The sequence below is a fragment of the Alphaproteobacteria bacterium genome (assembly GCA_019635875.1).
GTDB lineage: Bacteria > Pseudomonadota > Alphaproteobacteria > Reyranellales > Reyranellaceae > JAFAZJ01.
Genome location: JAHBYP010000005.1, coordinates 476,953 through 501,071, shown reverse-complemented (window position 1 = coordinate 501,071; position 24,119 = coordinate 476,953). Strand labels below are relative to the sequence as shown.

22 protein-coding genes and 1 pseudogene are annotated in these 24,119 nt (G+C 66.1%); 12 read left to right on the top strand and 11 right to left on the bottom strand.

Annotated features, from left to right (window positions below):
* Nucleotides 1-12: 12 nt before the first annotated feature.
* From rfbG to KF889_20355, 6 genes are read left to right on the top strand one after another with little or no spacing between them, the layout of a single operon-like run.
* The gene (rfbG, locus tag KF889_20380) at nucleotides 13-1,068 is read left to right on the top strand and encodes a CDP-glucose 4,6-dehydratase (GenBank protein ID MBX3501806.1); all 1,056 of its coding nucleotides are present in this window, start codon (nucleotides 13-15) and stop codon (nucleotides 1,066-1,068) included.
* Entirely contained in the window at nucleotides 1,065-1,628 is a 564-nt protein-coding gene (locus tag KF889_20375; GenBank protein MBX3501805.1) for a dTDP-4-dehydrorhamnose 3,5-epimerase family protein, read from the top strand. Before rfbG ends, KF889_20375 begins: the two co-directional genes overlap by 4 nt.
* Nucleotides 1,625-2,884 (top strand): methyltransferase domain-containing protein, encoded by a 1,260-nt coding sequence (locus KF889_20370; protein MBX3501804.1) that lies wholly within the window; start codon nucleotides 1,625-1,627, stop codon nucleotides 2,882-2,884. Before KF889_20375 ends, KF889_20370 begins: the two co-directional genes overlap by 4 nt.
* Complete coding sequence (locus tag KF889_20365; protein MBX3501803.1) at nucleotides 2,869-3,729, top strand: NAD(P)-dependent oxidoreductase; 861 nt, start codon at nucleotides 2,869-2,871, stop codon at nucleotides 3,727-3,729. The genes KF889_20370 and KF889_20365 overlap by 16 nt, the downstream gene beginning before the upstream one ends.
* A complete protein-coding gene (locus KF889_20360; GenBank protein MBX3501802.1) occupies nucleotides 3,726-4,622 on the top strand; it encodes a glycosyltransferase family 2 protein in 897 nt (298 codons plus the stop codon). Before KF889_20365 ends, KF889_20360 begins: the two co-directional genes overlap by 4 nt.
* On the top strand, nucleotides 4,582-5,436 hold the full coding sequence (locus tag KF889_20355; GenBank protein MBX3501801.1) for a hypothetical protein: 855 nt from the start codon (nucleotides 4,582-4,584) through the stop codon (nucleotides 5,434-5,436). Before KF889_20360 ends, KF889_20355 begins: the two co-directional genes overlap by 41 nt.
* Here KF889_20355 and KF889_20350 read toward each other — a convergent pair.
* Nucleotides 5,433-6,401 carry a class I SAM-dependent methyltransferase gene (locus KF889_20350; protein ID MBX3501800.1) on the bottom strand — a complete coding sequence of 323 codons (969 nt, stop codon included), beginning with the start codon at nucleotides 6,399-6,401 and terminating at the stop codon, nucleotides 5,433-5,435. The two genes, KF889_20355 and KF889_20350, sit on opposite strands and share 4 nt — an antisense overlap.
* Nucleotides 6,402-6,548: 147 nt before the next feature.
* On the opposite strand from KF889_20350, the gene KF889_20345 reads away from it, so the two are divergent.
* A complete protein-coding gene (locus KF889_20345; protein MBX3501799.1) occupies nucleotides 6,549-7,655 on the top strand; it encodes a hypothetical protein in 1,107 nt (368 codons plus the stop codon).
* On the opposite strand, the gene KF889_20340 is transcribed toward KF889_20345, so the two are convergent.
* The 3 genes from KF889_20340 to KF889_20330 form a co-directional block, all read right to left on the bottom strand.
* Entirely contained in the window at nucleotides 7,637-8,890 is a 1,254-nt protein-coding gene (locus KF889_20340; protein MBX3501798.1) for a glycosyltransferase, read from the bottom strand. The two genes, KF889_20345 and KF889_20340, sit on opposite strands and share 19 nt — an antisense overlap.
* A gap of 88 nt (nucleotides 8,891-8,978) precedes the next feature.
* Nucleotides 8,979-10,181 carry a glycosyltransferase family 2 protein gene (locus KF889_20335; GenBank protein MBX3501797.1) on the bottom strand — a complete coding sequence of 401 codons (1,203 nt, stop codon included), beginning with the start codon at nucleotides 10,179-10,181 and terminating at the stop codon, nucleotides 8,979-8,981.
* A 116-nt stretch (nucleotides 10,182-10,297) separates the two neighbouring features.
* Nucleotides 10,298-11,338 carry a class I SAM-dependent methyltransferase gene (locus KF889_20330; protein ID MBX3501796.1) on the bottom strand — a complete coding sequence of 347 codons (1,041 nt, stop codon included), beginning with the start codon at nucleotides 11,336-11,338 and terminating at the stop codon, nucleotides 10,298-10,300.
* Nucleotides 11,339-11,600: 262 nt separating this feature from the next.
* Here KF889_20330 and KF889_20325 point away from each other — a divergent pair, with 262 nt between their 5' ends.
* Together KF889_20325 and KF889_20320 are read left to right on the top strand one after the other, a co-directional pair.
* Nucleotides 11,601-12,278 (top strand): class I SAM-dependent methyltransferase, encoded by a 678-nt coding sequence (locus tag KF889_20325; GenBank protein MBX3501795.1) that lies wholly within the window; start codon nucleotides 11,601-11,603, stop codon nucleotides 12,276-12,278.
* Nucleotides 12,279-12,359: 81 nt separating this feature from the next.
* A pseudogene (locus tag KF889_20320) lies at nucleotides 12,360-13,428 on the top strand (IS630 family transposase).
* A gap of 10 nt (nucleotides 13,429-13,438) precedes the next feature.
* Here the strand turns inward: KF889_20320 and KF889_20315 are convergent.
* Together KF889_20315 and KF889_20310 are read right to left on the bottom strand one after the other, a co-directional pair.
* Nucleotides 13,439-14,680 carry an LLM class flavin-dependent oxidoreductase gene (locus KF889_20315; GenBank protein ID MBX3501794.1) on the bottom strand — a complete coding sequence of 414 codons (1,242 nt, stop codon included), beginning with the start codon at nucleotides 14,678-14,680 and terminating at the stop codon, nucleotides 13,439-13,441.
* Nucleotides 14,681-14,691: 11 nt separating this feature from the next.
* On the bottom strand, nucleotides 14,692-15,480 hold the full coding sequence (locus KF889_20310; GenBank protein ID MBX3501793.1) for an alpha/beta fold hydrolase: 789 nt from the start codon (nucleotides 15,478-15,480) through the stop codon (nucleotides 14,692-14,694).
* A 121-nt stretch (nucleotides 15,481-15,601) separates the two neighbouring features.
* On the opposite strand from KF889_20310, the gene KF889_20305 reads away from it, so the two are divergent.
* Nucleotides 15,602-16,231: a glutathione S-transferase family protein gene (locus tag KF889_20305; protein ID MBX3501792.1), complete on the top strand. Its 630-nt coding sequence runs from the start codon at nucleotides 15,602-15,604 to the stop codon at nucleotides 16,229-16,231.
* A 9-nt stretch (nucleotides 16,232-16,240) separates the two neighbouring features.
* On the opposite strand, the gene KF889_20300 is transcribed toward KF889_20305, so the two are convergent.
* The 3 genes from KF889_20300 to KF889_20290 form a co-directional block, all read right to left on the bottom strand.
* On the bottom strand, nucleotides 16,241-17,170 hold the full coding sequence (locus tag KF889_20300; GenBank protein MBX3501791.1) for a 3-hydroxyacyl-CoA dehydrogenase: 930 nt from the start codon (nucleotides 17,168-17,170) through the stop codon (nucleotides 16,241-16,243).
* A 14-nt stretch (nucleotides 17,171-17,184) separates the two neighbouring features.
* The gene (locus KF889_20295; GenBank protein ID MBX3501790.1) at nucleotides 17,185-18,615 is read right to left on the bottom strand and encodes an amidase; all 1,431 of its coding nucleotides are present in this window, start codon (nucleotides 18,613-18,615) and stop codon (nucleotides 17,185-17,187) included.
* 234 nt (nucleotides 18,616-18,849) lie between these two features.
* Nucleotides 18,850-20,445 carry a peptide ABC transporter substrate-binding protein gene (locus KF889_20290; GenBank protein ID MBX3501789.1) on the bottom strand — a complete coding sequence of 532 codons (1,596 nt, stop codon included), beginning with the start codon at nucleotides 20,443-20,445 and terminating at the stop codon, nucleotides 18,850-18,852.
* Between the two features lie 110 nt (nucleotides 20,446-20,555).
* Between KF889_20290 and KF889_20285 the strand changes: the two genes are divergently transcribed.
* Nucleotides 20,556-20,957, top strand: coding sequence for a DUF4345 domain-containing protein (locus KF889_20285; protein MBX3501788.1), 402 nt, complete (start codon nucleotides 20,556-20,558; stop codon nucleotides 20,955-20,957).
* Nucleotides 20,958-20,967: 10 nt separating this feature from the next.
* Here KF889_20285 and KF889_20280 read toward each other — a convergent pair whose 3' ends face one another.
* A complete protein-coding gene (locus KF889_20280) occupies nucleotides 20,968-21,684 on the bottom strand; it encodes a hypothetical protein (GenBank protein ID MBX3501787.1) in 717 nt (238 codons plus the stop codon).
* A 152-nt stretch (nucleotides 21,685-21,836) separates the two neighbouring features.
* Between KF889_20280 and KF889_20275 the strand changes: the two genes are divergently transcribed.
* Nucleotides 21,837-23,060: a mandelate racemase/muconate lactonizing enzyme family protein gene (locus tag KF889_20275; GenBank protein MBX3501786.1), complete on the top strand. Its 1,224-nt coding sequence runs from the start codon at nucleotides 21,837-21,839 to the stop codon at nucleotides 23,058-23,060.
* Between the two features lie 160 nt (nucleotides 23,061-23,220).
* Here the strand turns inward: KF889_20275 and KF889_20270 are convergent, their stop codons facing one another.
* The gene (locus KF889_20270) at nucleotides 23,221-24,057 is read right to left on the bottom strand and encodes a hypothetical protein (protein MBX3501785.1); all 837 of its coding nucleotides are present in this window, start codon (nucleotides 24,055-24,057) and stop codon (nucleotides 23,221-23,223) included.
* Between the last annotated feature and the right edge of the window lie 62 nt (nucleotides 24,058-24,119).

The following is a 24,119-nucleotide window of genomic DNA, read 5'->3' as shown; positions in this document are numbered from 1 at the left end:
ACGCCGGGCCCCATGACACCCGATGGGTTCTTCCGCGGCAAGCGCGTGCTTCTCACCGGGCACACCGGCTTCAAGGGCGCCTGGCTGGCCATCTGGCTGCGCGAGCTGGGCGCCCGGGTCTGCGGCGTCAGCCTGCCGCCGCCGACCGAGCCCAGCATCTTCGAGCGCGCCGGGCTTGGCGCGCTGATCGACAGCCATATCTGCGACATCCGCGACGCCCCGGCGCTCGATCGCATCATGCGGGGCTTCGATCCCGAGATCGTCCTGCACCTCGCCGCGCAGCCGCTGGTGCGCACCAGCTACGAGGCGCCCGTCGAGACCTTCGGCACCAACGTCATGGGCACGGTCAACCTGCTGGAAAGCCTGCGCACGTTGTCCGGTGCGCGGGTCGCCGTCGTCGTCACCAGCGACAAGGTCTATCGCAACGCCGAGTGGGTCTATCCCTATCGCGAGGACGATCCGCTGGGCGGCCGCGATCCCTACAGCGCCAGCAAGGCGGCGGCGGAGATCGTCACGTCGGCCTACCGGCATTCCTTCTTCCACGATTCGAAGACGGCGGTGGCGACGGCGCGCGCCGGCAACGTCATCGGCGGCGGCGACTGGTCGAAGGACCGGTTGCTTCCCGATGCGATCCGCGCCTGGCAGTCGGGCGCGCCGCTCGGCGTACGCCATCCCGGCGCGCATCGTCCGTGGCAGCACGTGCTCGATGCGCTCCATGGCTACATGCTGCTGGTCGAGGCGCTTTGGCGCGATCCGTCCCTGGCGGGTCCATGGAATTTCGGGCCGGCGACACACGAGACGACCAAGGTCGGCGACGTGCTCGAGTTGGCGCGCAAGGTCTATGGCAGTGGCAAGATCGTCGCGGCGAAGGCGGAGCCGAAGCTGCATGAGGCGGGCAAGCTGATGGTCGAGTCGGCGAAGGCACGCGAGAGGCTGGGCTTCGCGCCGCGCTGGGGGCTCGAGGAGTCGGTGCGCCGCACGATGGGCTGGTACCAGAAGCTGGCGCAGGGCGAAGCGGCGCTGGAACTCTGCCGCGCCGACATCGCCGCGTTCGGCGCCGCGCGATGAGCGGCCGGTTCACGATCGAAGACACGCCGATCGCGGGCGTGAAGCTGGTGCGACGCAGGCGGCTGGGCGATGCGCGTGGTTTCCTCGAACGGCTGTTCTGCGCCGAGGAGCTGGGCGCCGCGGGCTGGGTGAAGCCGGTGGCGCAGATCAACCGCACCTTCACCTCCCAGGCCGGTGTCGTGCGCGGCATGCACTTCCAGCGCCCGCCCGCGGCCGAGATGAAGCTGGTGACCTGCGTGCAGGGCGCGGTGTTCGACGTCGTCGTCGACCTGCGCCTGGGTTCGCCGACATTGCTTCGCTGGTTCGGCCATACGCTGTCGGCCGACGAGGATGCCGCCATGCTCGTGCCCGAGGGCTGCGCGCACGGACTGCAGACGCTGAAGCCCGATGCCGCGATCCTCTACCTCCATTCGGCGCCCTACGACGCGGCGGCCGAGGGCGCGATCTCCGCGCTCGAGCCGCGCGTCGGCGTCGCCTGGCCGCTGCCCATCAGCGAGATGTCGGCGCGCGACGCGGCGCATCCCAGGCTCGACGACAGCTTCCGTGGAATCGATCTATGAATCGCTGCCGCCACTGCGACGCGCCCTTGTCGCTGAAGCTAATCGATCTCGGCACGGCGCCACCCTCCAATGCCTATCTGACGGCGGAGCAGCTGTCGGCCCCCGAGCTGTGGTATCCGCTGCGGGTGCTGGTGTGCGAGCGCTGCTGGCTGGTGCAGACCGAGGACTACGCCGCGCGCGAGAGCCTGTTCACCGCTGACTATGCCTATTTCAGCTCGACTTCGGCGTCCTGGCTGGCGCACGCCAAGGCCTATGTCGGCGCGATGACGCAGCGCTTCGCGTTGGGCGATGGCGATTTCGCCGTCGAGATCGCGTCCAACGACGGCTACCTGCTGCAGTACTTCAGGGAGCGCGCGATCCCCTGCCTGGGCGTCGAGCCGACGAAGGCGACGGCCGACGCGGCGCGTGCCCGGGGGCTGGAGGTCGCCGGCGAGTTCTTCGGCAGCGACACGGCGCGGCGCCTGCGGCAGCGCTACCCGGCTGCCAGCATCACCGCCGCCAACAACGTGCTGGCGCACGTGCCCGACATCAACGATTTCGTCGCCGGCTTCGCCATCATGTTGAGGCCCGACGGCGTGGCGACCTTCGAGTTCCCCCATCTGCTCGAGCTGATGCGGGGCCTGCAGTTCGACACCATCTACCACGAGCACTATTCGTACCTGTCGCTGACGACGGTCGCGACGATCTTCGCGCGCAACGGGCTGAGCATCTTCGATGTCGAGTGCCTGCCGACGCATGGCGGCAGCCTGCGCGTCTTCGCCCAGCGCAGCGGGGACGGCAAGCGCAGGGTCGAGGCCTCTGTCGATGCGATCCTGAAGCAGGAGCAGGCCGCGGGCGTCACGCGCCGCGCCTACTACGAGACGCTGCAGCCGGCGGCCGAGCGCATCAAGGACGGGCTGCTGGCCTGGCTCGTCGAGGCCAAGCGTGCCGGCCTGAAGGTCGCCGCCTATGGCGCGGCGGCCAAGGGCAATACGCTGCTGAATTTCGCCGGCGTTCGCTGCGATCTCGTGCGCTACGTCGTCGACCGCAGTCCGGGCAAGCAGGGCCGGTTCCTGCCGGGCAGCCGCATTCCGATCGTGTCGGAGGATCATCTGCGTGCCGATCGGCCGGACCGCGTGCTGATCCTGCCCTGGAACCTGCGCGCCGAGCTCGAGGCGCAGCTCGCCTATATCCGCGACTGGGGCGGCCAGCTGATCGCCGCGGTGCCGGAAGTCACGGTGTGGCGCGACGGAGGCTGCGCTTGCGCGCCCTCGTAACCGGCGCCACCGGATTCGTCGGCCGGACTGTCGTCGGCAGCCTGAAGAGGCGCGGCGTCGACGTCGTTACGCTGGGGCGTCAGGCGAATTGCGACATTCAGGCCGACTTGCTGGACGACGCACCGCTGGACGAGGCGATGAGGGGGGCCGCCGCGGAGGCGCTGATCCATGTCGCCTGGTATGCCGAGCACGGCAAGTTCTGGACCGCACCGGTCAATACGCAATGGGTGGCGGCCAGCGAGCGTCTCGCCGATGCGTTCTGCCGCGCCGGGGGGCGGCGCCTTGTCGGCGTCGGCACCTGTGCAGAATACGAATGGTCGGAGCACACCTGCTGCGTCGAGGGCTCGACGCCGCTGCGGGCGGCGACCCTGTACGGCGCATCCAAGCACCAGGCGAACCTGGCGATGGAAGCGGTCTGCGCGGCGCATGGCGTGCCGTTCGCGTGGGCCCGGCTGTTCATTCCCATCGGCAAGGGCGAACCGGCGGGTCGCCTCATTCCCTCGGTGATCGCCGCACTGCGCGGCGAGCGCGAGCCCTTCGCGATCGGCGGCGTGGCGTTGCGCGATTTCCTCCATGTCGGCGACGCGGGCGAGGCGCTGGCGACGCTGGCGACGTCGGATGGCACGGGCGCGTTCAACGTCGGTGCGGGCCAGCCGACGCAGATCGCCGACATGGTCGATCACCTCGCGGCCGTGCTAGGAAAGGACGCGGAGCCGCTGCGGCGCCTGTATGCCCTGCGTCCCGGCGAGCCCGCGTCGCTTTACGGCGATACCACGCGATTGCGCGCATTGGGCTGGAGTCCGCAGGTGTCGATCCAAGCCGCGCTGGACCTGATGCTGCGATGAGCGAGGTGCCGGCTGTCAGCATCGGCATGCCGGTGCACAACGCCGAGGAATACCTGCCGGCCACCATCGGCGCGATCCTGGCGCAGGACTTCCGGGACTTCGAGCTGATCATCTCCGACAATGCCTCGACCGACCGCTCGGCCGAGATCTGCGAGCGCTTCGCGCGCCAGGACGGTCGTGTGCGGTTCGTGCGCCAGCCACGCAATCTCGGGGCGACCGTTAACTTCCGCTTCGTGCTGGACCAGGCACGGGCGCCGCTCTTCATGTGGGCGGCAGCCGACGACATGCGCTCGCCGGATTTCCTCACCCAGACCGTCACGGTGCTGCGCCGCCGGCCCGACGCGATTGCGGCCAACTGCCGGACGCGCTTCGACAACGGCATCTTCGAGCGCAAACGCATGGGCGACGGGCCGATCGAGCACGACGATCCGGCGCAGCGCGTGCTCGCCTTCTTCGGCTACTGGCACGCCAATGGCCGCTACTACTCGCTGTTCCGGCGCGAAGCGCTGATGCGCAACCAGGCCTTGCACGAGGAGGAATATCTGGCGTCGGATTGGGCAGTCGTCCTGGAACTGCTCAAGCTCGGCAAGGTCGCGCAGGCCGACGGCGGCGAGCTGATCCTCGGGAGCCGCGGCATGAGCTCGCGCAATCTCTTCCGCTACTATCATCGCAGCGTCGTCGACTACGTGCTGCCGCTGTGGAAGTTCTGGCGCTTCACCGAACGCCTGTCGGCCACCGGGTTCACGGCGGGGCAGCGCTTTCGCCTTCGCATGCGCGTCGTCGGGCTGAACATCGAGTTCGTGCGCTGGCGGCTGAAGCAGGCGTTGCGTGCCAGGGCCGCGGCCAAGCGGATTGCGCCTGCGCAGCCGGTCGGCACCGCTCCGCATGACTAAGCTCGGACTGGTCTATCTCGATCGCGCGGCGAACTCCTCGCGTTTCGCGCGTCGCTTCACACGGTCGGTGATCGATGCCGCGGATGGCTTGGCCGTGGAGCTCCATTGGCAGGCAAAGGGCTATGCCGAGGGTGACAGGAATCCGATGCTCGAGACTCTGACGCGCAAGTGGAAAGGCGCGGTTCACGAGCATCGCTATCCCGAAGGTGTCTTCCAGTTCTTCATGAGCTTCGATGTCGCCGCGAAGGTCGACTGCGATGTCCTGGTATTCTTCACCTCGACCAGCGAGATCCTCTCGCGGACCTGGTTGCGCGCGTGCCTTGAGACGTTCGATCGTGTGCCCGGCTGCGGCGTGGCCGGCGCCACCGGCAGCTACGAGACGTCGGGCGCCACGACCTTTCCCAACGTCCATATCCGCACCAACGCGTTCATGATGGAACGCAGGCGTTTCCTCGAACTGGATCCCGGCGACGTATCGTCGCTGGAGAGCGGCAATGCCTTCGAGGCCGGACCGCTGGGGCTTACGCGGCAGATCGAGGCGCGCGGTCTGAAGCCGGTCGTCGTTGACGGCGAGGGCGGCCGATCCCTGGCCGAGGAGTGGCCGCGCAACCGCACGTTCCGCTCAGGCGGACAGGAGGCGCTTGCGGTGTCCGACTTCCGCACCTTCGACTATGCTGCGGGATCGCCGGGCAAACGCCGTTGGCTGGCGGAACTGGCATGGGGCGACGCGGCAATGCCGGGGCGGGCCAGTCGGCTCGAGCGGCTGAGGACATGGGCCGACTGGCGCTGGCGGGGCGCGCTCTACGGCTGCTAGCCCGGACGCCTCAGGATCGCGGTGTAGGCGGCACCCGCCCCCTCGCGCGCTTCCAATGGATCCAGGAAGCGACCGAGGGACAGTCCGGCGTTCCACATCTTGGTCTTGCCGCGGGCATTCTTGCCCCACGATCTTAGCATTGTGGCCCAGGTGAACTTGTTCCAGAACAGGCTCCCCTCGTCGCGCGTGGTGATGTTATCGACGGCGAGGCCGCTCTTTCGCGCCAGATCGCGAATCCACGCTATGGGCAGAAGATAGAGATGGCGCGGCAGATCGTGGTGGGGCCATCGTGCGCGCAGGAGCCTGGCCTGCCAGGCATCCGGATTGGGCGTGGCGATCACCAGGACGCCATCAGGCGCGAGACGCGACGCCGCCAACTCGAACATGCGCCAAGGCTCGGGCAGGTGCTCTATGGTGTGCCACAGGCAGATCGCATCGTAGCGCTCGTCCGACGCTTCGAGAACTGCCGCCGGTTCGTTGCTTTGGACGGCATGGATCCCGATGGTGTCGTTCATGAAGTTCACGCACGCTTGGTTCATCTCGATCGCGTGCACGTCGAAGCCGGCCAGCTGGGCCAGCCTGCAGAACACCCCGTCCGATGCGCCGATCTCAAGAAGCTTGCCGGACTTCTTGGCCGCTAGGACGAGATCAATCTTGTACCGTTCAAGAGGAACGCCAATTCTATCCAGATTCTCCAGAGTAGTCCACGGGTAATTATACTCGAATCCATAGTACTCAGGCAAGTTCTCAGGCGGATTTGAAACGAACCTGAGGCGGCACTTTGTGCAGCAGAATTGATGGAAGACGGCGTCGGTGACGCCCCTGTTGATATCGGAGCCGGAGAGGGCGTGTACCGCCTTGCTTCCACAATAGGGACAGGAGACTTGTGCACGGCCTTTTGTCATGGAGGTGTGTACCTTACTTGGCGACGTCGTGGGAGTGCGTGCCATCATATCGAGCGCCATGAATGTTCGCCGCATCGGCACCTATCATGCGGACCGATGGATTGCAAACCGGCGCGCGATGGAGGCCGTGCAGTTGCGTCGAACGCCCTGATGATGCTCTATATGCAGGAATGAAGCAGCCGTCACTTTCTCCAATGGGATGCCTATATGTCGCTCCTGAGACCACCGGTAAGTGTCGTCTATCTGGCACGGGCGGCTGAAGGCATCGAGGCTATCGAGCGCTTCAGGCAAAGCTACATCGATCATCCCGCCGGCATCCCGCACGATCTCGTCGTCTGCCTGAAAGGCGATGACGAAAGAGAGGTCGCGAGCGCAAAGGAGATCCTGGCGCCGATCGCCACGCGCTTCGTCGCCCAATCCGATGAAGGCTTCGATATCCACGCCTACCTTCGAACGGCCCAAACCGTCTATACGGAATGGATTAGCTGTCTCAATACGTTCTCGATCATCAACAAGCCGCTGTGGCTCGAGCGGCTGTATCGAGCGGCTTCTCGACCTGGTGTCGGTCTGGTCGGCGCGACTGCGTCCTACGAGAGTCGGCAGTCGACGATCGGCGCCTGGATTTGGTATCTCGGCAAGGTGCTCGACGGCGACCTGCTGCGATCGTCCACGCATGATCAGTTCGCCGACATCATTCGTGCCTTGGAGAACGGCTACCGGATTCCCGGAGTTGCGCGAGTCGGGCGTCGATTAAGGCTGTGGGCGCTGTTCGAGGAGCCCTATCGGCGACGGCATCTTCGCCTGTGGCGCCAGCGCATGTCGGTGCATCCCGACTACGAAGGCGCGCCCATGTTCCCGGCGTTTCCCAATCCGCACGTGCGGTCCAACGGCTTCCTTGTGCGGACGAGATTCCTGACGTCGCGATTCCCGAAGTTGGGACTCTCGAAGATGGATTGCCTCAAGTTCGAGAGCGGGCTCGAAGGGTTGAGCGCGACCATCGTCAAGGATGGTGCATCGCTCCTGGTGGTCGGCGACAAGGGGGAGTATCCGGTCGACGACTGGCCACACAGCAAGACCTTCCGTTCCGGCGATCAGGAAGATCTGCTCATCCGCGACAATCAGACCGACATCTTCAGTTCGCTGGCGCCGATCAATCGCGAGCTGCTACGGTATTTCACTTGGGGCGACGCCGCGGTCGATCCCGGGCAGTTCGAAATCCCGCCACTACGCTGCTTCAAGAACATCGAATCTGTGCTATTGCAGATGCCAACGCCGACACCAACACCAACACCCAATCAAGGAGCGCTCAGCTGACGCGGCACGCCACGCATGCGGCGTCGCAGCGCCAGGGCACGGCGGGGAATGGCTTGTAGCAGGCGCAGCGGAATGTCGTGTCGAACAGATAGCCACGCCAGCGCGTCCAGAACGTCGGTGTGGGTGCCAAAACGATGCACTCGGGCGCGGACGAGCCCAAGGGCCGACTCGTCGAAAAGCGTGGCGTACAGCCTTCTGAGTGAACGGCCGGCCCGTTTCCCCAGTTGAAATCGCTTGGCGAGGCGAATGAATAGCCGCTGTTCCGGCTTCGGCAACGTGCCGAGCTTGGCCTCGCGGTCGGGGCCCGCCGCGGCGTAGTAGCGGTGGGCCATCCACAGAGTCTGGATTGTCCGGTAGCGCCACAAACTCACGCGCTTCGGAAACAGCTCCGGCAACTTCTGGTAGATGGCAAGATTCGCGACCAGCCAATTGCGATAACGAACGTCGCCTGGCAATTGAAGCGCCTGCTCGGCCTGTGGCAGCACCGTGCGCATTGTATCGACATACGCGGACTGCGCCAGCTCCGGATTGTCGAGAGGGTCACACGACTTTGGCGACGTCCCGATGATGATGCATGGCTTCGGGTTCGCGATTACCCGGGGCGCCGTTCTCATGGTGACCAGTGACGCGTAGTAATGAGGGCACGGCGTTTGGAAGAACGGCCCGAGATGGGCGAGGCTGTCGATAAACGACTTCCTCCACGTGAGGTACTGAATGTTGAAGCCGAATGCCCTGCGGAATCTCATTCCTTGCTCGGCATAGAATCGACGCCTCCCAGATGGCAGCTCGGACGAACCCCAAGCTTTGCGCAGCGACGCCGAGGGCATGACGGTTGCCAGATACCCCCGTGGCCGGCGCGGCAGCGCGCCCGGGTAGACGTATTGATAGGCGGCTGAGAAGATGGCGTCGGGCCGATCGTGCTCCTCGATGATGGCCTTGAGGATCGTCAGGCCTTCCGGCGCGAGGACGTCGCCGTCTTCGATCGCGATCACATACTCTCCCGCCGCCTGCGCAAGGGCGTGGTTCCAGTTGTCAGCCCTTGCTAGGAGAGCTGCTGGCCGAATCACGCGATTGCCGGAATGTCCGATCAGCGCGAGATATCCGCGATAGTCCTCGTCCGAGCAATTGTCCGAAATAATGAGTTCCCAGGAGGTGATCGATTGCGCCAGCACCGATTCGACGGCGAACTTCACGTAGGCGAGGCCATTGCGGCTCGGAAGCAGGATGGAGAACATCGGCTGCTGGGGTGACAATCCTGACATCTGCACAGGTGTCCTGGATCCAAGGAGGGAGTTTTCAGGTGGTGCGGGTTCGCGAATGATGTCACTTGGCGCCGCGTGGAACCACCGCCCACCCCGCATCGTCCGTGCCTGGCGCGGGCTGTAGCATTTCGAACAGCTCGACCGCACTACCGATTCCGCCGACCGCGAGCTCCGTAACTTTCGGCGGCGCGGCCAGTGGATGCTGAATGTGATGGAGGATGCGATTGAACGGCCAGAGGTTGCGCACCTTCTTCATGCCCTTCACGGCCAGCGCGAATAGTCGTTCGTTCGGGGTCAGGATGACCTCACGCAAAGGCAGCCGGGCGTCGACCAGCGCGGCGATCTGCATCCGTCGATAGCGCTTGAAGTCGGGCTTCATGTCCCAGGCGGCACCGAGCCTCTCCTGCAGGTGTCGCATGGTTATGATGTAGTTGGTGTTGTAGGCTGGGCCGGGCAGGACGATGGGCTCCATGTCCTGCCAGAACGGATCCGCTCGATTCTCCGTCTTTAGCATCGCCGCGCCGCGCGCTTCCTCATTGTTGAACAGCGTGAAACCGAAGGACGCCTTCGATACGCCGGCGATCGCCACGGCCACGGGACAAACCAGGACCTTGTCCAGCAGAAGCATGGCCGCATTGGCGATGTAGTAATCGGGAAAGGGCGACTGGAAGAAATCGCCGTTGACCTTCATCCGGTCCGCCGAGGAGCGCCTGAAGATCAGTCCTTGCATGTTGAACAGGAAGCGGCGACGCATTCCGAAGGAGCCGGCCACCGCTTCGCGTTTCTGGGAACGATCGAGGTAGTGCGGCTTCGAATCGGTGCCCAGCGCCTCGCTGCGCACATGCGCGACATATCCCTCGCGACGCCACGGCGCGACGCCGGGATGGAAGAACTGCAGGATCGGGAAGTACAGCATATCGGGCCAATCGTGCTCGGTGACGAGCGCCCGGACCTTATCAAAGAAGCCAGGCGCCAGGCCGTCATCGTCGCCGATGAGCATGATGTAGTCGCCCGTGGCCATGTTGAACGCCCTATTCCAGCTGGCGGTGACGTCGAGAAACGTGTCCGAGCGCGCAAAGCGCACGTTGGGGTGCGCGAGCGATTGCACGAAGTTGCCCAGAGGCTCGGTCGAGCAGTTGTCGAAAACGATGAGTTCCCAGGAGCCGGCGCCCTGACGGATGACCGTGCTGACTGCTTCCTTGACAAGATTGAGCCGATCATGAGTGGGAACCACGATGGAAATGCTGATATCGCTTGCGGCCACGTTTCGTCCTGATTGTTGAGGGGGTCAACGTGCGATAGCGCTGTCTGTGGGTCAAGCAGCTGTGTAGTCGACGCTGCGCAAGCGCGACCTCCCGGTACCCGATCGATCGCGCCGGTCTATCGAGGCGTCAGAAGGGCGACGTCCTGGCCGTCGTCGGCCTCTTCGAAATAGCCCGACCACCAACCGCGCAGATACGGCCCTGCGAGCTTCAGGTCAGCGGCTTCGATCATCCGCATCATCGCCTCGTCGGTGTAGGCGACTGCCCCGGTCGGATAGGCCGGGTCGTTGATGTAACATCCGTCGCCATACGGATGCTCGAAGCGAAGGCCGAATGGGGTTCGGTTCGTGCGCACGGCAGCAGCGATGATCTCGGGTGAGTATCGGAAGAACGTCGCATAAGCGAGGCCGTCCGGTCGAAGGACCCGCCGGATCTCCTTCATGTAGTGCACGACCTCTGCTTCAAACAGGTGGGTGAAAACCGAGCCCAAGAAGACTCGATCGACGCTGCCTGCCTGCGCCGGTAAGGCGAAGTCCAGCGAGGTCTTCGCGCCCAGCGGATTGTAGAGTTCGTGCTGCGCATCGAAGTGGTGAAACTCGAAGTTCCGATATCGTGTGGAGATATTCCTGCGGCAACATTCAACGGAGTCGCGCGTGACGTCGATCCCGATATAGCGACCGTCCGCTGAAAGATAGTCGATCAACTGCATGGCGTCACGGCCGATGCCGCAGCCGATTTCAAGGACCGTCATATCGGGGTGCAAGCTCATGAATTTCTCATAGCTGCGGATGTGGGCGGCACCGATCGGATCGAGCGTCTCTGGGCCGGCTCCTGTCAGAACCACAAGGTGGACGGGCAGCTTGAAGCCCTTGAAGTCGGCCAGATCGTAACGGGGCGGAACGCGGATCGCCCAAGCGTCGCCGACCAGGATGTGGCTGCTGCCGTCGGGTGTCTTTGCCAAGCGTGCCGCTAGAGCTCCCGGCTCGATCGTCAGCCTATCGCCGTTCTCGAACCTGAACGAGTCGAACTCGTCCGGTCGAACGCTGATGCGCTGTCCGCCGCGATTCACGACAATTTTCAGCTCGGCGGACGATGCTCCCCGTGCGCGCCAAGTTGTCCCTAGGACGGCGTCCCAGGCGGCCCCAAACGGGTTCTTCATCCTGGCCGAATCGGGCCGCACGAACTGCCGAATCCATCACGGCGCCGGCGACCGGCGAAAGCAGGTAGAAGCATCGGACTCCCGACCAGGCGACAGACCAGCGGCCGCTGACGATTGAATGCTGAAGCAGGCACCTTGATACCTGTGACTGATGGGAGGTTTCCACAGGTACTATATGCATGTATACCGCTGCTCTGCCATGGGGAAAATCCGTGTCATAGCGAGCCATGGGCTGCGACAGGGGAGCAAGGGTCTGATTGACATGCCAACGCTGAAGCCGTTGCCGCCCCGCGATGAACTGATGGATAGGATTCGAGCCTCAGGCTCAGGGGATCTCGAGCACTTCGGCTATCCGGTCCGCGAGGATGGCCTGTATCTGCAGCAGGATCCCGCGGAGTTCGCCGACTTCGTCTCCTACATGGCGACCCAAGCGCAGTCCTCGGAGCTGTCCCTTGACATCGGCGTCGCGGGAGGCGGCCAGACGGTGTTCCTCCGGGAATATTACGGCTGCGCCGCGACGATCACCGTCGACCTCGGTGCGCATCCCGATGCGCATCACTGGAAGCGGATCAAGCAGTCGCTGAACTCTCAGCACGTGCTCGAGATTATCGACGACTCGCATTCGACGCGGGTCCGCGAGCTGCTTCGGCCATACAAGGGTACGGTTGATTTCGCATTCGTCGACGGCGACCACAGCTACCGCGGACTGCGCAAGGACGTCTTCCTGGTGCGTGAGCTGCTCAAGCCCGGAGCCCTGATGGCGCTGCACGACACCGTCGAGGTCCCGGACTGCAAGCGGGTGCACGACGAGATGCTGCGATCGAGGGTCTTCGAGCACGTCAAAGACTTCAACAGCAGATTCGGAATCTCACTGTGGCGCCTGAAGCAGCCGGTCGATTCGACTTGGCTCAACCGCATCGGCGGCTTCGGCCAGTTGTAGGGCGTCTTCCTTGTGGATAGCGTCTGGCATTAGAATCCCGCAAGGGATTCCAGTTGACGGCGTTGCTTGCGAATCTGGCGCATGCGAACGGGAGTATCGATGACGGTGAAGTCTTCGGAGCGCAAGCGGCTGAAGGCGATAATGAAGGACCGCAACGCGCCGCAGAAGCACGCATGGCGAGCCGAGATCGTCCTGCTTTCGGACGAGGGCCTTGGAAAGAACGAGATCATGCGTCGGACGAAGAAGTCCAAGACTTGCGTGTGGCGCTGGCAGGAACGCTTCATGGAAGAAAGGGGGCAAGGGCCTGCTGCGCGACAAGACGCGACCGTCGCGGATCGCGCTGCTCGGGCCGCAGGTCGCCGCTCGGGTTGTCGCCCTGACGCAGGAACGGCCGCCGGGAGAAGCCACCCACTGGACCGGAGCGACGGCGGGCGAGGCTTGCGGCTTCAGCGCCAGCGCAGTGAGATGGATGTGGCGGACTCATGGCCTTCAGCCCCACCAGATCAAGCAGTTCAAGCTCTCCAACGATCCGAAGTTCGTCGAAAGACTGCGGGCTGTCGTGGGGCTCTACGTTGATCCGCCTGCCCACGCCATCGTGCTCTCGGTCGACGAGAAGAGTTAGACTCAAGCGCTCGACCGCACTCAGCCGGGTCTTCCCATGAAGAAGGGGCGTGCCGGGACAATGACGCACAACGTCAAGCGCAACGGCACGACCACACTGTTCGCGGCCCTCGACGTCCTTGAGGGAAAGGTCACCGGACGCTGCATGCGAGAGCATCGCCATCAGGAGTTCATTCGCTTCCTCAACTCCATTGAGGCCGAGACGCCGAAGGGCAAAGCTGTCCATGTCGTGCTCGACAACTACGCCACCCACAAGCATCCGGAGGTTCACGCCTGGCTCGCCCGGCACAAACGGTTCTCCTTCCACTTCACGCCAATTTTCTGCTCGTGGCCCAATGCCGTCGAGCGCTATTTCGCCATACTTTCCAGGCGGTACTTGAAGCGCGGCGTCTTCCGCTCCGTGCCCGAACTGGAAATGGCGATCGATGGCTTCATCGCCGCGACAAATCAAATGCCAAGGCCCTTTGTCTGGACCGACGATCCCAACAAGATCATTGCCGCCGTCACGTGCGGGTACCAAAAATGTTAGATTCGATCGATTAGCTCGCCGCCACGGCCGGCCTGCGCAGGTCGGTGGAGTACTCGATACCCACCGGGGCGTTGCAGTCGAACGGGCTGTTCAGACCCAGCCTGGCGCCGGTCTCGCGCAGCGCCGGCAGGACCTCCTCGCCCAGCAGGCGGATGCAGGTCTTGGAATCCTCGTGGCTCACCGTGCCGTCGTTGGCCCACAGCGCCATGATGCCCGGCCGCGTCTCCTCGAGGATGCGGCGCAGCTTGGGAATCACCGTCCTGGGCGTGCCGGCGATGATCTGCAGGTCGTCGAGCTGCTGCTGGAAGTCGGGCCGGCCGCGCGGGCTGACGGCGCGCCCGGTGGCGAACTCGACGAAGGAGCGGCGCTGGGTGGGCGAGAAATAGCCCGAGGGGCTGCTCCACACCGGATGCGCCAGGCCGGTGAACTCGCCCTGCATCCACATGAACTGGCGCGCGTTGGCGATCGCCTTCTCCTCGGTCTCGGCCACGTGCACGCGCTGCAGATAGCCGCGATTCTCCGGCCCCGAGGTGTAGCCGGCTTCCTGCGCCGCCTGCTCGTAGGTCTCCCAGATCTTCCTGGTCGCCTCGATCGAGGTGTTGAGGGCGATATAGGGATAGCGCTGCTTGGCCGACCAGATGATGGTCTCGCGGCTCACCACGCCCGGGATCCAGACGCGCGGGTAGGGCTTCTGCAGCGGCACCGCCCAAGGGTTCACGACGCGGTGCTGGTAATGCGTGCCCTCGAAGCGGAACGGGCCGGGCTGGGTCCAGGCCTTGACGATAAGCTCGTGCGCCTCCTCGAAGCGCTCGCGGTTGTAGGCGGGGTTCACGCCCGTCGCCAGCTGCTCCTGGCCGCCACCGCGCACGAAGCCCGAGACCAGCCGGCCTTTCGAGATCATGTCGATCATCGCCAGCTCTTCGGCCAGGCGCAGCGGGTTGTCGGACAGCGGCAGCGGATTGCCGAGCATGACGATCTTCACCCGCTCGGTGATGGCCGCGAGCACGGCGGCGAAGATGTTGGCCTTGGCCTGCATGCAGAACGGCGCGTTGTGGTGCTCGTTGAGCATGATGCCGTCGAAGTTCACGGCCTCGGCCAGCCTGTACTGCTCGATGTACTCGTTGTAGAGGCGACTGCCGGCGATCGGATCGAAGTGGCTGTTGGAGAACATCAGGGCGGTGGCGCCGAAATCCAGGCCCTTCTTCGAGTCGTAGGCCGACATCGGCTGCTCGGTGAAGTACATCAGGTGCATGGTCGCCTCCCTCAGTTTCCGCCGGCCAGCGCCGTCACCAGCGCCGCCAGCTCCCCGGGCTTCTCCATCTCGACGTAGTGGCCGCAACCCTGGACGATCTCGAGCGTCGCGTTGGGCAGGCCCCTGGCATAAACCTCGGCGGCGCTCCTCGGCACGACGCGATCGTCGTCGCCATGCACCACAAGCGCGCGGGCCTTCACGCCGCCCAGAAGGTGGGGCAGCGTCTGGCTGTACATGTAGGGCTTCCAGGCGATGCGGAAGCTCATCTCCCGGCAGACGTCCCATTCCACCAGTTGGTCGGTGCTGGGCTCCGCGCCGTATACCGCGTTCATCGCGCTCTGCTGGTGGAAGCCGGCCTTGACGTAATCGACGTAGCTCAGCAGTGCCTGGTCGAGGATGTCGCCCTGCGGCGGCTTCACGCCCATCGCGCCGACCAGCGCCAGAGCTCCCACATCGCGCGGCGCCGCCGTCGCCATCTCCGCCGCGATCCAGCCGCCGAATCCCAGCCCGACGAGGGTCGGCGCGGAGACGCCAAGCTCGCTGAGCAGCCAGCTATACATCACGGCAACATCGCGCGGATGGCGCAACCACTGCGGCCGCTCCGACCTGCCGTAACCGGGATGATGCGGCACCAGCACGTCGAAGCCTTGGGCCAGCGCGTCGTAGAACGGCAATCGCGGGAGCGTGCCGGTGTCATGGTGCAGCACCAGCAGCGGTCGTCCCTTGCCGGCGCGTGCGAGATGCAGTTTCACGCCCGCGATGGCGAGACTCGACTCGTTCCAGGCGATGCTGCCCGCCATCGCGTGTCCTCCCTTGGATGTCGAAACGCTCGCAGTGGCGCGGCGACGAGTCAAATCACGGGAGGCTTGCGTCGGGCGCAACGCGCGCTATAGCAATCCGACCTTTCGCGGAGCGAGCGCTGTGATCCTCATCGGCCAATACGATTCGCCTTTCGTGCGTCGCGTCGGCGTCGCGTTGACGCTCTACGGCATGCCGTTCGAGCACCGTCCGTGGTCGACCTTCGGCGATGCCGACAAGCTCAGGCCCTACAACCCGCTGACCCGCGTGCCGACCCTGGTGCTCGACGACGGCGACGCGCTGATCGAGAGCCACAGCATTCTCGACTATCTCGACAGTCTCGTGCCGGCGGACAAGCGCATGTTTCCGATCGCTGAGCCGCAGCGTCGCCAGGCGCTGAAGGTCGCGGCGCTCGCCACCGGCATGGCCGACAAGGCGGTGAGCCTGTTCTACGAGTTGCGCCTGCACCAGCAGGCGTCGGCCCTGTTCGTCGAGCGCTGCCGCGCGCAGGTCGTCGGCGCGGCGAGCCAGCTGGAATCCGACCGGACCCGCCGGCCCGGCGACTTCTGGTTCGGCGCGAGGATCGGTCATGCCGACATCGCCGTCGCCTGTGCGCTGCGCTTCATCGGCGAGGCGCATCCGGACCTGATGCCCATGGCCCGGTTCCCGGCGCTGGCCAATCACGCGAGGCGACTGGAAGCCCTGCCGGCGTTCCAGGCGATCGTTCAGCCCTTCATCCCGCCGTCGTCGTGAGGCAAGGCATCAGATGATGCCTTCCTCCCTGAAGATTTCCATGCACTTGAGCAGCGCTCGTTCGTAGCGCGCGCGCTCGGCGGCAATCTTGTCCGGCGTCCAGTCGAAAAAGCCGCGGCCTGTCTTGAAGCCGATGCGGCCTTCGTCGACGTTCTTCTGCAGCACCGGCGGCGGGCCGTCGGCGTTGCTGAGGTCGGGGTAAATGATCTTGGCCACCGCGCAGGTCGTGTCCCAGCCCGAGTGCTCCTTCTGCAGGATCGGGCCGGCGGCGGCGTAGCGGAAGCCGAAGCTCAGCCGCACCGTGGCGTCGACGTCCTCGGGCGAGGCGACGCCCTCTTCGATCAGCCATAGCGCCTCGCGCATCAGCGCGCCCTGGATGCGGTTGCCGAGGAAGCCGATCACGTCCTTGCGCACCTGCACCGGCCGCTTGCCCAGCGACGACATCATGTCGCCGACGGACTCGGCGAGCGTCACGTCGGTGTGCACCGAGCGCACAACCTCGACCAGCGGCACGAGGTGCGCCGGCATGAAGAAGTGCAGGCCCATCATGCGCGACTGAGTCGACAGATCCTTGCCGATCCTGCTGATCGGGAAGGACGACGAGTTGCTGGTGAGCGGGGTGCCTTTGGGCGCGAGCGTCTCGAGCTCGGCGAAGATCCTCTGCTTGAGCGGCAGATCCTCGCTCACCGTCTCGACGACGATGGCGACATCGGACCATGGCACCTCGGGCAGTGTCGCATGGGTCTTTACTCTTGTGAGGTCGACCGGCTTGGCCATCGCCTTCAGGCAACGCTCGACCACACCCGGTATCGCGTCGCGCGTCGAGGCCGAGCGCGACACCACATCGGTGTGCCAGCCGCCGCCGGCGAACATCGCGGCGATGCCGCCGCCCATCACGCCGCCACCCACGACGACGGCGCGCTTCGTTGACGATGCCATGATTGTTCCCTCGATCACCAGGTGGGGTCGATCGGCGTCGTCACGCCGTGCACGGCCTCGACGATCTCCGCGGCATCGAGCGCGAGGTCCTCGCGATAGCGCTGCGCCGCGATCTGCACGCCCAGCGGCAGGCCAAGCGGCGCGCCGGCTGCCGTGGTCGTGCCCACCGGCACCGCCGCCGAGGGCAGCCCGAGCATGTTGATGGTCGTCATCAGCGCCTGCGCCGACAGAACGTGGCGGATGGTGGCGACGTCCTTGTGGTCGAAGCCGACCTCGAAGGGCAGGTCGCCGGAGTTCGGGCCGACAACGAGCGGATAGCGTTCCATGAAGCGTGACCACTCGCGGCGCTGGGTCAGGACCTGCGCCAGGCCTTTCATGTAGTCGAGGATCGACAGGTCGGGCTGCACCTCGAACCACAGGCTCATCGCCTTGCGGGCCTGCGCATCGCCCAGCTTCTGCACCGTCTCCCAGGTCATGTGTCGCGCCTCGGTGAAGACCAGCGCCTGCCACAGCGCCGCGCCTGCCTCGACCGAGGGCGGCTCGATCTCCTCGACGGCGTAGCCGTTGTCGGCCAGCGCCTTGCCGGCCTTGCGCACCGCTTCGGCCACGGCGGGATGCGTGAACATGCCCTTGGGCGTAGGGCACAGCGCCACGCGGATCGGCCGCGCGGGCGCCGCACCCTCCAGCGGGGCCGGCACCCAGATCGGATCGCGCGCGTCGCCGCCGGCCATGGCCGAGAGCCCGATGCGCACGTCGCGCACCTTGCGCGCCAGCGGGCCGTTGACCGCCATGAGCTGGTTGCTGGCGGCGCGCTCGGCTGTCGCCGTGGCATTGAATGCCGGCACGCGGCCCTGCGTCGGGCGGATGCCGGCGAGACCGCAGGTGTAGGCGGGATAGCGGATCGAGCCGCCATAGTCGTTGCCGTGCGCCAGTGGCGCGATGCCGACGGCGAGCGCGGCGGAGGCGCCGCCCGACGAGCCGCCCGAGGTGCGCGTCCGGCACCAGGGATTGAGCGAGGGGCCATGCACGTCGTTGTCGGTGTGCCAGCGCAGGGAGAAGGCCGGCGTGTTGGTGCGCCCGACGATTACCGCGCCCGCCCTACGCCAGTTGGCGACCGGCGGCGAGTCCTCCTGCGCCGTCAGCTCCTTGAACGCCACCACGCCGTTGATCGTGGGATGGCCGGCCTGGTCGATGTTCTCCTTGATGGTCACCGGCACGCCATGCAGCGCGCCGAGCTGGCCGCCGCGGCGTACCGCGTCGTCGGCGGCGTTGGCGGCATCGAGCGCCTCGTCGGCGGTCAGGCGCACCACGGCATTGACCTTGGGATTGACCGCTTCGATGCGGTCGAGCACCGCGCGCGTCGCCTCGACGCTCGACACCTTGCGCGCGCGAATCGCCGAGGCGAGATCGACGGCGTCCCAGCGCCAGAGATCGGTATCGCTCATGCGTGCTCTCCCCAGGGCCGACGGGCCCGCTGCGAGCCTAGCGCGGCGCGTGGCGTCATTGCGAGCGTCGCACGTTGTGCGCCGCAGCGCCGCGGTCCAGGCCCCGGGGCGAAGGCGGTGAGCGGCTGACAAAGCAACGGCCCCTGTCGGGGGGCCGGTGCTGCGGTGACCGGCATCAAGCCGGGGCGATCAAAGGGGGGGGAGAAGAGCCGGCGCGACGCCGGCACTCCCAACTTACTTGTCGAGCCAGACCTCGTCGAAGCGCCAGCCGTTGTAGATCGCGTTGTGCTGCAGCACGAGGCCCTTGAGGTGCGGGAACATGCAGGTGTTGGCGACGTTCCACGAGATGATCGGCCGGGCGACATCGTCGGCCAGCTTGCGCTCGACCTCCCAGACCAGGCGCTTGCGCTTCTCGACATCGAGCTCGCGTGACTGCGCGTCGATCAGCGCATCGACTTCCTTGTTGCAATAGCCGGTGTAGTTGCGCTCCGAGCCGCACGAGTAGTTCTCGTAGAAGATCACGTCGGGATCATCGACGCCGCCGCCGGTCAGGTTGAGGCCGACCTGGTAGTCCTTCTTCGCCACCTTGGGGAACCAGACGGGCGAGTCGACCGGATCGAGCTCGCCATCCATGTAGATCTGCTTGAGCTGGTCGATCAGGATCACGGCGGGATCGCGGTAGATCGCGATGTTGCGGGTGGCGACCTTGATCTTCAGTGGCTTGGCGGCGCTGTAGCCCAGCTTGGTCATGATGGCGCGGGCGGCCTCCAGGCTCTTGGCCCTGTCGGCGTAGCCCGGCAGCTTGGCCAGCTCTTCCGTCGGCATGCCCCAGACGCCGGCCGGCGGCGGCAGCATGGCCGCACCCGGCAGGTCGTTGCCCTCGGCGATGATCTTGCTGAAGGCATCGCGATCGAGCGCCAGCATCATCGCTTTACGGATCTCGGGATTGTCGAAGGGCGGCGCCTGGTTGTTGACGATCAGGTTGGTGCTGACGTTGGTCGGCCGCGCTTCGCAGATCGCCGTCGGCGCCTGTGTCTTGACGTCCTTCAGCATCGGGAAGGTGACGTCCGAATCGAAGGTGAGATCGACGTTGCCGGCGACGAACGAGAGGATGCGCGTCGAACGGCTCGAGACGATCGTCCAGTCGATGGCGTCGAGGTAGGGCTGGCCCTTCTTGAAGTAGTCTGGGTTCTTGACCAGCTTGATCGATTCGTTGCGCTTGAACTCGACGAACTTGAACGGACCCGTGCCGATCGGCTTGGTACGCATCTGCGCGGCCGTTGCGTGGCAGGGGTAGACCGGCGTGTAGCCCGACGCCAGCATGGCGATGAACGAGGGCTGCGTCCGCTCCAGCACGAAGGTGACCTCCAGCGGCCCGTTGGCCTTGGTCTCCTTGAGGTTCTTGTACCAGACCTTGCGCGGGTTCTTGCGCATGGCCGACTCGCCCTTGGCCTTGCCGGTGAGTGCGTCCCAGGTGCAGACGACGTCGGCGCTGGTGAAGGGCTTGCCGTCGTGCCACTTCACGCCATCGCGCAGCTTGAAGGTGAGCTGCGACTTGTCGGCGTTCCACGACCAGCTCGTCGCCAGCTCGCCGACCAGCTTGTCGGCGCTGTTGAGCTTCTCCTTGGGGTCGAACATCACCAGGTTGTTGTACACCGGCATGAACGCCATGACGGTGGAGATCGTCGCCTCCTCGTGGATCGAGGCGCTGGGCGGGTTGTCGCGGTGCGCGATGCGCAGCGTGCCGCCCGATTTCTGGGCCAACGCGATGCCCGACATCAACATTGCCGCGACGCCTGTCGCGGCGAAAACCATCTTCGTATGACGCATGGAGTGTCTCCGTCCTCTCACTTCCACCCTGCGGCGCCCGGTTACGCCGCCCCGATCCGCCGGCTTGCGCCGGTCGTATTGCCAGCGACGCTAGCATGCGGGAGCGGACGATGACACCCCGGATGGAACGCCGTGCGTTGCAAGGCGCCATTGCGCTGTTGGCGCTGGTCCCCGTGGCCGCCGGCCTCGCCGGGGTGCTGCAGGGACAGGCGATGGTCGACGGCCTGGCCGGCCTGCCCTCGCAGGACAGCCACATGCGCTATCTCAGCGGCCTCCTGCTGGCGATCGGCGTGGCATGGTGGAGCGCGATCGCGGCCATCGAGCGCTGCGGCGCCCGCGTGCGACTGCTCGCGGCGCTGGTGGCCTGCGGCGGCCTCGCGCGCCTGCTCAGCCTGGTGGTGGCTGGACCGCCGTCCTGGTCGATGCTCGGCGCACTCGTGCTCGAGCTCATCGTGGCGCCGGCGATCGCGCTGTGGCAGGTGCGCGTGGCGCGCCGTATGACGGCACCATAGGCGCCATCGATCACCGGCCGGCATTCGCCGGCGCGGGTATCCTGATGGCGTAGTAGTACAGCAGCAGGCCGCCGCCGCCGCACAGCGCCATGGTGAGCAGCGAGATCATCGCCGGCGCCAGCGCCGGCGGGAAGATCAGCGGGAAGACGCCGATCGGCAGGTTGCCGAGCAGGTGCATCAGCATGGCCGCGGCCAGGCCGAGCGCCAGGCCGCCGCGCCAGCAGCGCCAGCCGCGCAGTGCCGTTGCCACCATCGCCGCGTGGAAGGGCCCGACCAGGACGCGCTCGGAGATGAAGCCGCCGAACTGCCACCACGGCAGCTCGGCGAACCGGCCGGACCGCGCGATCATGTCGGCGAGGAACCATACCTCGCCGATGGCGAAGCCGATGCCGAGCGCGAGCCCATACCAGGCCAGCGTGATGCGATCGACGCGGCGCGCGAAGAATGGCAGCAGGATCGGCCACAGCTTGGCCGGCTCCTCGGTCAGCGGCGCGTAGAGGAACTGCGCCCAGCGATAGATCGCGCTGGCGCCGACCGAAGGCTGCAGCAGGTCGATGATCGGCTGGCGCACCAGATGGAAGGCCAGCGCCGACATCGGCAGCTGCAGCACGAGCGCCAGCCCAAGCGGCCCGAGATGTGCGCGTGGCGCGAAGCGCCACAGCACGAAGCCGACGGCCGCCGCCAACACCATCGTGGCCGCGATCGACGCTCCCCAGATGCCGTGCATGGCCTCGCCCCCCGCCGTCGCCCGAGCTTAGCGTCGCGAAGCGTTCTTCGGAACAGGGCGGACGCAGGGGTGCCGCGCACGCGGCGGGATTGACCGGAACGCGACGGACACGCGATGAAGCGGGGCGGCCGACGGCGCAGGGGAGGAAGACGATGAAGGTGAACTCGAAGATCCGCTCGATCGAGACGCGCGCGGCCGACGCCGGCTGGCGCAACTACTACTTCGTCAAGGTGACGACCGAGGACGGCATCGTCGGCTGGAGCGAGTACGACGAAGGCTTCGGCGCACCGGGCGTCGGCACCGCGATCGCCAAGCTCTCCGACCGCCTGATCGGCCAGCCCGTCGGCGAGCACGAGCGGCTCTACGCCGAGCTCTACGCGGTGACGCGCCCGGCCGCCGGTGGCGTCGTCGCGCTGGCCCTGGGCGCGATCGAGAACGCGCTGCTCGACGCCAAGGCCAAGGCGCTGGGCGTGCCGTGCTACGAGCTGCTGGGCGGCAAGATCCGCGACCGCATCCGGGTCTACTGGTCGCACTGCGCGACCTGGCGCATCAACCATCCCGGCTACTTCAAGCCGGCGATCACCGATCTCGACGGCGTGGTGGGGATCGGTCGCGAGGTGCGCGAGAAGGGCTACACGGCGATGAAGACCAACATCTTCATCTACGATCAGCTGAAGAAGAACCCCAGGGGCTGGCGCCCCGGCTTCGGCACGCCCAACTACCCGGAGCGCAACGTCGATCGCCACGTGCTGCGCAATCTGCGCATGCATCTCGAGGCGATCCGCGAGGGCGCCGGCCCCGATGTCGACCTGCTGCTCGATCTCAACTTCAACTGCAGCACCGAGGGCTACCTGAAGATCCTGCGCGCGATCGGTGACCTCGACATGTTCTGGGTCGAGATCGATTCCTACAGCCCCGAGGCGCTCGGCCTGATCCGCCGCCAGAGCCCGCATCCGATCTCCTCCTGCGAGACCCTGCTGGGCATCCGCGAGTTCCTGCCGTATTTCCGCGAGCAGGCGATGGACGTGGCGATCATCGACACGCCGTGGAACGGCGTCTGGCAGTCGATGAAGATCGCCAACCTCGCCGAGGCGCACGAGGTCAACGTCGCGCCGCATAATTTCTACGGCCACCTCTGCACGATGATGAACGCGCACTTCGCGGCCTGCGTGCCCAATCTGCGCATCATGGAGACCGACGTCGACCGCCTCGAATGGGACCACGAGCTGTTCACGCACGTGCCGGAGTTCAAGGACGGCCACCTGATCATGCCCAACCGGCCGGGCTGGGGCACCGAACCGAACGAGGAAGCGATCAAGGCACACCCGCCCAAGCAGCAGACCGGCGGTCTCGCGAGCTACGGGCGGAAGTCGTGAGCCGTCGTGCTTTCAACTGACTACCTTCCCCCGGAGGGGCAGGGCATTCGCATATGACGCTTCGTCTCCTACCTTCCCCCGCCAGCGGGGGAAGGTATGAAGTGCAGCCATATGCGAATCCCCGCCCTCAGGGGGAAGGTATGAAACTGGTGACCGGCGACTACGCCGGGGCCCGCTTGACATGGTTTGCCATGGCGGCGTCGGCCAGGGCGAGGCGCAGCGGGCGGTTGAGCTCGACGGCGGCGCGCACGACCCTGCGGACCGCCGGCAGCACGTCGCGCGCGAGGTCGCGACCCTCGGCGCGCCAGCGTGCGGCATGCAGCGGCAGGTCGGCGGGCAGGTCGGCGCCCCAGCTGCGCCGCACCGCCGAGGCGACGGCGTGGTGCCAGGCGGCGTCGGCCGCGTCGTCGTTCGCGGCCGCGACCGGCTCGGGGCTCTGCGATGGATTGCTATGGTCTGCCGTCGTGACCGTCGCAGCGCAGGCGGCGGCTTCGCGCGCGGGCGGCGGATCCTCGGCGGCCAGCTCGGGGCTTTGCGATGGATTGCTATGGTCGGGCGTCGCGGCCGCGGCATCGCAGGCGGCGGCTTCGGGCGCAGGCGGCGGTGGTTCGGCGGCGACCGGCTCGGGGACTTGCGATGGATTGCTATGGGGTTCGCCATGGTCGGGCGCCGGCGCGGGGTAGCGCCGCCGCGCGCGCTTGGCGACGCGCTGGTGGACCGCCCAGTCGACGATCGACAGGTATTCCACGTCCTCGACCGTGTAGCGGCGCACCAGGCCGCGCGCCGCCAGCTCCTCGATCAGGACGCGCACGGCCTCGTCGTCGAGCGCGTCGCCGGGGAAGATCTGCAGGCGCAAGGTGCGCGGCCGCAGCGGCAGCACGCCGAAATCGTCGGCGAAGTTCTGCAGGCCGAGGAACAGCAGGCGGCTCATCGGCGTGCAGTCGATGACGGCCTCCCAGGTCCAGAAGTCGGGAGAGAGCAGGCGGATATGGGACATGCGGGCGGACTCCGGCGTGAAACGATGGCAGCCGGTGTAAGCCCGCAGGCGACAGACTCCTA

Excerpts from the sequence above, each read along its gene's own strand:
- rfbG (MBX3501806.1), top strand. The coding sequence starts at position 13 with ATGACACCCGATGGGTTCTTCCGCGGCAAGCGCGTGCTTCTCACCGGG.
- KF889_20375 (MBX3501805.1), top strand. The coding sequence starts at position 1,065 with ATGAGCGGCCGGTTCACGATCGAAGACACGCCGATCGCGGGCGTGAAG.
- KF889_20370 (MBX3501804.1), top strand. The coding sequence starts at position 1,625 with ATGAATCGCTGCCGCCACTGCGACGCGCCCTTGTCGCTGAAGCTAATC.
- KF889_20360 (MBX3501802.1), top strand. The coding sequence starts at position 3,726 with ATGAGCGAGGTGCCGGCTGTCAGCATCGGCATGCCGGTGCACAACGCC.
- KF889_20350 (MBX3501800.1), bottom strand. The coding sequence starts at position 6,401 with ATGGCGCTCGATATGATGGCACGCACTCCCACGACGTCGCCAAGTAAG.
- KF889_20345 (MBX3501799.1), top strand. The coding sequence starts at position 6,549 with ATGTCGCTCCTGAGACCACCGGTAAGTGTCGTCTATCTGGCACGGGCG.
- KF889_20340 (MBX3501798.1), bottom strand. The coding sequence starts at position 8,890 with ATGTTCTCCATCCTGCTTCCGAGCCGCAATGGCCTCGCCTACGTGAAG.
- KF889_20330 (MBX3501796.1), bottom strand. The coding sequence starts at position 11,338 with ATGAAGAACCCGTTTGGGGCCGCCTGGGACGCCGTCCTAGGGACAACT.
- KF889_20325 (MBX3501795.1), top strand. The coding sequence starts at position 11,601 with ATGCCAACGCTGAAGCCGTTGCCGCCCCGCGATGAACTGATGGATAGG.
- KF889_20315 (MBX3501794.1), bottom strand. The coding sequence starts at position 14,680 with ATGCACCTGATGTACTTCACCGAGCAGCCGATGTCGGCCTACGACTCG.
- KF889_20310 (MBX3501793.1), bottom strand. The coding sequence starts at position 15,480 with ATGGCGGGCAGCATCGCCTGGAACGAGTCGAGTCTCGCCATCGCGGGC.
- KF889_20300 (MBX3501791.1), bottom strand. The coding sequence starts at position 17,170 with ATGGCATCGTCAACGAAGCGCGCCGTCGTCGTGGGTGGCGGCGTGATG.
- KF889_20295 (MBX3501790.1), bottom strand. The coding sequence starts at position 18,615 with ATGAGCGATACCGATCTCTGGCGCTGGGACGCCGTCGATCTCGCCTCG.
- KF889_20290 (MBX3501789.1), bottom strand. The coding sequence starts at position 20,445 with ATGCGTCATACGAAGATGGTTTTCGCCGCGACAGGCGTCGCGGCAATG.
- KF889_20285 (MBX3501788.1), top strand. The coding sequence starts at position 20,556 with ATGACACCCCGGATGGAACGCCGTGCGTTGCAAGGCGCCATTGCGCTG.
- KF889_20280 (MBX3501787.1), bottom strand. The coding sequence starts at position 21,684 with ATGCACGGCATCTGGGGAGCGTCGATCGCGGCCACGATGGTGTTGGCG.
- KF889_20275 (MBX3501786.1), top strand. The coding sequence starts at position 21,837 with ATGAAGGTGAACTCGAAGATCCGCTCGATCGAGACGCGCGCGGCCGAC.
- KF889_20270 (MBX3501785.1), bottom strand. The coding sequence starts at position 24,057 with ATGTCCCATATCCGCCTGCTCTCTCCCGACTTCTGGACCTGGGAGGCC.